The organism is Roseicyclus amphidinii (assembly GCF_030163755.1).
Lineage (GTDB): Bacteria > Pseudomonadota > Alphaproteobacteria > Rhodobacterales > Rhodobacteraceae > Roseicyclus > Roseicyclus amphidinii.
The window spans coordinates 1-5564 of the sequence record NZ_JASJOE010000112.1; the positions used below are offsets into that span (position 1 = coordinate 1).

Below are 5564 nucleotides of genomic sequence, written 5' to 3' on the forward strand. Positions count from 1 at the left end.
CCAGCGCGCGCGCGCCCTCGGCCTCGAGCGCCGCATCGGCAAGGCCGAGGGCGGCGGCGGCGAAACACAGGGTGGAGATCATGGCGCCGGTGGTCATGCCGCCGTCGCGCTTCGTGGGTCGGATCATCGGTCTTGTCCTTTCTGCCCGCGGCGGGGCCTGTCGCGCCGCTCGGGGCGGCCGTTCGCGTCGAAACGCAGGAAGTCGGGCAGGTCGATCTCGGGCATCTCCTCGGCCATGCCGTGCTCGATCCGCCATACGTGGGCGAGAAGCGTGGCCACCGCGGCATAGAGATCCACGGGGATCTCGTCGCCGATGCGGCCGGTGAAATAGAGTGCGCGCGCCAGCGGCGGGGCGGACAGCATGGTGACGGCATGCTTGCGCCCGGCGCTGCGGATGTCGCGGGCGACCACGTCGCGCCCCATCGCAAGGATCACCGGCGCGCCGGGCTGGCCCGGCTCGTATTTCAGCGCGACGGCGAAATGCTGCGGGTTGGTGACGATGGCCGTGGCCTCGCTCACGCGGCCGACCGAGGCGCGCTCGGCGGCGCGGCGCGCGGCCTGGTATTGCAGGCTGCGGATGCGGCCCTTCTGCTCGGGGGAACCCTCGCTGTCCTTCATCTCCTGCTTCAGATCCTGCCGCGACATCTTGAGCGAGGTCGTGTGCTGGTGGATCTGCCAGAAGAGGTCGATCGCCCCGATCCCGGCCAGGACCAGCGTCAGCGCCCCCAGCACCCGCAAGAGCGCCGCACCGAAGACGGCGAGCGCGTCGCCCGTTGCCATGCCCGCCGTTCGGTCGAGCGCGGGAACCATGCCGTAAAGCGCCATCGCCCCCGCCCCGATCAGCAGCGCGACCTTGAGGATCGCCTTGGCCAGTTCCACCAGCGCCTGCATCGAGACCATGCGCTTCAGCCCCTTGAGCGGGTCGAGCTTGTTCCATTTGGGCGCCATGGCCTTGGGCGAAAAGGCGATGCCACCGATCGACAGCTGCGTGCCGACCGCGATGGCGACGAAGGGCAGGCCCACGACCAGCCCCGCAAGGATCACCGTGCGCAGCGCGTCACCCAGCGCGGTGACGACGAGCGCGTCGAACTCCTCCGCCGCCTCGAAGCGCAGGCCCGCGGCCCAGCGGGCCGGCACCTGTTCCAGCGCGGGGCGGCCCACGGCGAGCACCAGCGTCGCCAGCGCCAGCGCGGTGAAGACATACATCTCCTTCGAGCTGAGAACCCGCCCTTCCGCGCGCGCGTCGTCGAGGCGTTTCTGCGTCGGCTCCTCGGTCTTTTCCTGGCCGTCTTCGCCTTCCTCAGCCACCGTTCGGCCCTCCCTGCAGCAGGATCTGCGCCAGCATCTCGAGCGCGCGGGGGAAGAGCGCGGCCATGGCGTGACCCAGCGACGGGACGGTCAGGAACAGAAGCCCCACCGCCGTGAGCAGCATCAGCGGAAAGCCGAAGGAAAACAGGTTCATCTGCGGCGCAGACCGGGTGATGACGCCGATCACGACGTTCACGATCAGAAGGATCGACACGACCGGCAGCATGATCGCCGCCGCGACCTCGAACAGCACGCCCGCGGCGCCAAGGCCGGTGCCGGTCAGCGCGCCCGGTTCGAAGGCGCCGCCGGGCGGGATATAGGCGTAGCTCTCCACGATCAGCCGGATCGCGGCGAGGTGGCCGTTCTCGGCCAGGAACAGGCCCAGCAGCAGCAGGAACAGAAGCTGCGCCACGATGGGCGATTGCCCGCCGGTGTTGGGGTCCATCTGCGCGGCGAAGGACAGGCCCGCGGTGGCCGCGATCCAGTCGCCCGCCATGGTGGCCGAAGCGAAGAGGATCTGCAGCACCAGCCCCGCCGCGATCCCCAACGCCAGTTCAACCGCGATCATCGGCACGACGCGCAGCGAGGCGAGCGTCTCGGGGTCCGGCATCGGCACGCTGGTGATCACCGGGATGGTCAGCACCACGGCAACGATGATGCGCACCGGCAGCGGCACGAAGCGCGCGGCAAAGACCGGGGCCGAGATGACGAAGGCCCCGACCCGCAGCATGGCGAACAGCGCCTGCAGCAGGAAGCCCATGACTTCGGCCAGTGCAAGGCCCGGCAGGCTGGTGGCGGCGGCAAGCTCCATCGTCCTACCTGATCGTTGCGATGGTTTCGAAGACATAGGTGAAATAGTCGGTCATCACGCCCAGCATGAAGCCCGACATCAGCGCCATCGTGCCCAGCACGATCCCGAGCTTGGGCACGAAGCTGAGCGTCGCCTCGTTGATCGAGGTGGCGGCCTGCAGGATGCCGATGAGCAAGCCCACCGCCAGCGCGACGCCGAGGACAGGCCCCGCCGTCAGGATCACGTTCCACAGCGCCAGCCGCAGGTGTTCGATATTCGCGTCGAAACTCATCATCGTCTCATCCCGCCATGAAACTGGACGCAAGCGAGCCCATCGTCAGCGCCCAGCCGTCCACGAGGACGAACAGGAGCAGCTTGAAGGGCAGCGACACGATCACCGGCGACAGCATCATCATGCCGAGCGCCATGAGGATCGACGCGATCACGAGGTCGATCACGAGAAAGGGCAGGAACAGAAGGAACCCGATCTGGAAGGCGGTCTTCAGCTCCGAGGTGATGAAGGCCGGCAGAAGCACCGAAAGCGGCACGTCGGCCTCGGTGGCGTAGGGCTCATGCCCCGCGAGATCGGCAAACATCATCAGGTCCGCCTCGCGGGTGTTGTCCATCAGGAAGGCCGAGACGACGCCGCGCGCCTCGGCGATGGCGGGTTCGGCGGCAAGCTGCCCCTCGAGGAAGGGCGACAGCGCGCGGGTGTTCACCTCGGTCAGGACCGGGTCCATCACGAAGAAGGTCAGGAAGAGCGCGATGGCGATCAGCACCTGGTTGGGCGGCGTCGCCTGCGTGCCGAGCGCCTGGCGCAGGATCGACAGGACGATGATGATGCGGGTGAAGGCGCTCATGCCCAGCACGATGGCCGGCAGCACGGTCAGCGCCGTCATCAGCGCCAGCACCTGCAGCGACAGGGAATAGACCGTGTCGCCCTCGGATTGGGTCATGGTCAGCGCGGGCAGGCCGGCTTGCGCCAGCGCGGGGCCGCCGAGCAGGGCCATAAGCGCGGCGAGGGGAAGGGCGCGGGTCATTCTGCGCCCTCCGCCCCGTCGGTGTCACATTTGCCACGGGGGCCGAGGTCGAGCACGCAAGGCGTGCCGCGACGGCCACCCAGCACGAGGATCGAACGCCCCTCGGCCTCGAGCAGCAGCGCGCGCCCCTCGGGGCCGAGCGTCAGGGTCTCGACCATGCGCAAGCGGCGGTCGCCGGTGATGCGCCGGGCCAGGCCCGTGCGGTTGCGCTGCACCGCGGCCCACAGGCCGAGCAGCACGGCGAGAAACAGGCCGACGATCAGCAGGCGGTCAGGGGTAAGGTGATCCAAGGCGGGCACTCCGGTAACAACTCCTGCCCTTGCAGGGGCAGGAATCGTGCCAAGCGCCCGCGCCGCGGGGGCCGCGGTCTCAGACCGATTGCGCGCGCTCGCGCGGGTCGACGATGTCGCCGAAGCGGATGCCGAACCGGTCGCCGATGACCACCACCTCGCCGGTGGCGATCTGGGTGCCGTTCACCAGGATATCGAGCGGGTCACCGGCCAGCCGGTCCAGCTCGACCACGGCGCCCTCGTTCAGGCGCAGCAGCTCCTCGATGCTGATCTGGGTGCGGCCGACCTCGACGGTCATGCGCACCTTCACATTGGCCAGCATCCCGAGATCCTGTCCCGCCGCGGCGGCCTGCGCGTTGTCGGAAGGGGCTTGCGTCTGGGTCGGGTCGATCATGGGAAAACTCCGTTCGATGGGGCCGCGCGGCGCGTCTTAGCGTTTGCAGCGGCGGGTGACATGCATGGCGGCATGGCCGTTGGCCACGCCGATCTCGCCTGCGAAAAAGGGCTTGTCCTCGACCAGCAGAACCGGCGAGGGCGACAGGTCCACGGGCAGGATCTGCCCCGTGCCCATCCGGTCGAGCGCGGCCAGCGGCACGGTCGGCTCGGCCAGCCGCGCGGTGACCGTCAGCGGCACGTCCATGACCGCGCGCCGCAGCCGCGCGCGCCAGGTGTCGTCCTCTTCCACCAGGTCCGACTGCATCCGCGAGCGCAGCTGGGCTGCCAGCGGCTTGAGCACCTGCAGCGGGTAGAGGATGTCGAGGTTGGCCGGATCGGTGCCCGGCAGCTGGATGATGAACGAACAGTTCACCACCAGGTCGCTGCCCTCCACGAAGGTGGCGAACTGGAGGTTCTCCTCGCGGCTGGTGACCTCGAAGGTGAGCGGCGCAAGATCGCGCCATGCGCTTTCAAGCGCGCGGTTCAGCCCCTCGGTCAGGATCTCGATCACCCGGTTTTCCGTGGTGGTGAACTCCTGCCGCCGGTTGGGCAGCTTGCGGATCGCGCCGCCGTAATAGGCATCGGTCAGCTGCGACACGAAATCCGGGTGCAGCGTGATCAGCTGCGACCCGCGCAAGGGCTCGATCCGGCTGGTCGTCAGGCTGACGAAATTGTCCAGCTCGTCCGAGTATTGCTCGAAGGTCTTGATTTCCGGCGGAAAGCTGGAAATGCGCGGATGCATCCGCAGGAACGGCAGGAACACCGACCGCGCAAGGCGGCAGAACCGCTCGTTGATCATCCGAAGCCCGTAGTAATCGCCGAGGATGCCGCGGTTGTCCGAGCCGAACTTGTAGGGCCGGGCCTCGGCGGCCTCGGGGCTTGCGTCATCGGCCTCGAGGTCGCGCAACCCGTCGACAAGGGCCGCGACCTGGTCGCTGGAAAGCCGGTGGGTCTGGGACATCGCCGTCGCTCTCCCGACTCACTGCATCACGAAGGAGGGGAAGAAGACATCCTCGATGCCGCCGAACCCCTCGAGCGCCTCGAGCCGCGTGTTCAGCGTCTCGCGCAGCGCGGTGGCCAGCGCCAGGCGCCCCTCGGCCCCGGCGACGCCCTCTTCGGTGAAGCCCGAGATCACGGCCAGCATGTCCGAGCGCAACGCCATGGAATGCGTCTCGATATTGGCTATGACGGTCTCGTCGTATTGCGTGGCGATGCCCACGGTGAGCTGCAGGAAACGCCGCGACTGCGCGAGGTTCGTGGTCAGAGGGTCGGGAAACTCGAAATAGCTGGTGAGGAAGCTGGGGGCTTCGGGCGCGGGGCGCGGCACGCGCTGGGGCAGGCCGCCGTCTTCGGTCGCCCCGGCGGTCTGCGTGTCGCCGTCAAGCGCGCCCTGGTCGATCAGGCGCAGAACCTCTTCGGCGGGGGACAGCCCGTCGCCGGCATAATACATGCCCGCGGCGAAGCCGCCCGCGCCAAGGCCGCCACCGGCGACCAGCAGCAGGGTGCCCCGGACCAGTCGGCCGATCAGGCTGCGGCGGGGCGGGTTGGTGGTTTGCTCAGTCATGTCGGGTCACGGGATTGTTGCGATGGGAAAGGGTCATGCGAGAATGTCGATCCGCCGGGTCGCGGCGGCCGTTCCGGTCCGGCTGTCGCCGGGCGGCGCGCCGATCTCGGCACCGTGAGCGGCGGCGGCGGATTGGC

General features: G+C 68.7%; 8 protein-coding genes. All 8 read right to left on the minus strand.

The window, feature by feature from the left end:
• Positions 1–123: 123 nt before the first annotated feature.
• The 8 genes from QQK83_RS18630 to QQK83_RS18665 all read right to left on the minus strand — a co-directional run bounded on the left by QQK83_RS18630 (position 124) and on the right by QQK83_RS18665 (position 5427).
• On the minus strand, positions 124–1308 hold the full coding sequence (locus tag QQK83_RS18630) for an EscU/YscU/HrcU family type III secretion system export apparatus switch protein (RefSeq protein ID WP_284266849.1): 1185 nt from the start codon (positions 1306–1308) through the stop codon (positions 124–126).
• The gene (gene fliR, locus QQK83_RS18635; protein ID WP_284266850.1) at positions 1301–2119 is read right to left on the minus strand and encodes a flagellar biosynthetic protein FliR; all 819 of its coding nucleotides are present in this window, start codon (positions 2117–2119) and stop codon (positions 1301–1303) included. Before fliR ends, QQK83_RS18630 begins: the two co-directional genes overlap by 8 nt.
• Positions 2120–2123: 4 nt before the next feature.
• Positions 2124–2390 (minus strand): flagellar biosynthesis protein FliQ, encoded by a 267-nt coding sequence (gene fliQ / locus QQK83_RS18640; RefSeq protein ID WP_284266851.1) that lies wholly within the window; start codon positions 2388–2390, stop codon positions 2124–2126.
• A 7-nt stretch (positions 2391–2397) separates the two neighbouring features.
• The gene (gene fliP, locus QQK83_RS18645; RefSeq protein WP_284266852.1) at positions 2398–3138 is read right to left on the minus strand and encodes a flagellar type III secretion system pore protein FliP; all 741 of its coding nucleotides are present in this window, start codon (positions 3136–3138) and stop codon (positions 2398–2400) included.
• On the minus strand, positions 3135–3428 hold the full coding sequence (locus QQK83_RS18650) for a flagellar biosynthetic protein FliO (RefSeq protein ID WP_284266853.1): 294 nt from the start codon (positions 3426–3428) through the stop codon (positions 3135–3137). Before QQK83_RS18650 ends, fliP begins: the two co-directional genes overlap by 4 nt.
• 79 nt (positions 3429–3507) lie before the next feature.
• Positions 3508–3750, minus strand: coding sequence for a flagellar motor switch protein FliN (fliN, locus tag QQK83_RS18655; RefSeq protein WP_349816250.1), 243 nt, complete (start codon positions 3748–3750; stop codon positions 3508–3510).
• Positions 3751–3858: 108 nt separating this feature from the next.
• The gene (gene fliM / locus QQK83_RS18660) at positions 3859–4824 is read right to left on the minus strand and encodes a flagellar motor switch protein FliM (protein ID WP_284266855.1); all 966 of its coding nucleotides are present in this window, start codon (positions 4822–4824) and stop codon (positions 3859–3861) included.
• Between the two features lie 18 nt (positions 4825–4842).
• Positions 4843–5427, minus strand: coding sequence for a flagellar basal body-associated FliL family protein (locus tag QQK83_RS18665; RefSeq protein ID WP_284266856.1), 585 nt, complete (start codon positions 5425–5427; stop codon positions 4843–4845).
• Positions 5428–5564: the final 137 nt, after the last annotated feature.

Coding starts and splice junctions, on each gene's coding strand:
- fliN (WP_349816250.1), bottom strand. CDS start 3,750: ATGCTGGCCAATGTGAAGGTGCGCATGACCGTCGAGGTCGGCCGCACC.
- fliR (WP_284266850.1), bottom strand. CDS start 2,119: ATGGAGCTTGCCGCCGCCACCAGCCTGCCGGGCCTTGCACTGGCCGAA.
- fliM (WP_284266855.1), bottom strand. CDS start 4,824: ATGTCCCAGACCCACCGGCTTTCCAGCGACCAGGTCGCGGCCCTTGTC.
- fliP (WP_284266852.1), bottom strand. CDS start 3,138: ATGACCCGCGCCCTTCCCCTCGCCGCGCTTATGGCCCTGCTCGGCGGC.
- fliQ (WP_284266851.1), bottom strand. CDS start 2,390: ATGAGTTTCGACGCGAATATCGAACACCTGCGGCTGGCGCTGTGGAAC.
- QQK83_RS18665 (WP_284266856.1), bottom strand. CDS start 5,427: ATGACTGAGCAAACCACCAACCCGCCCCGCCGCAGCCTGATCGGCCGA.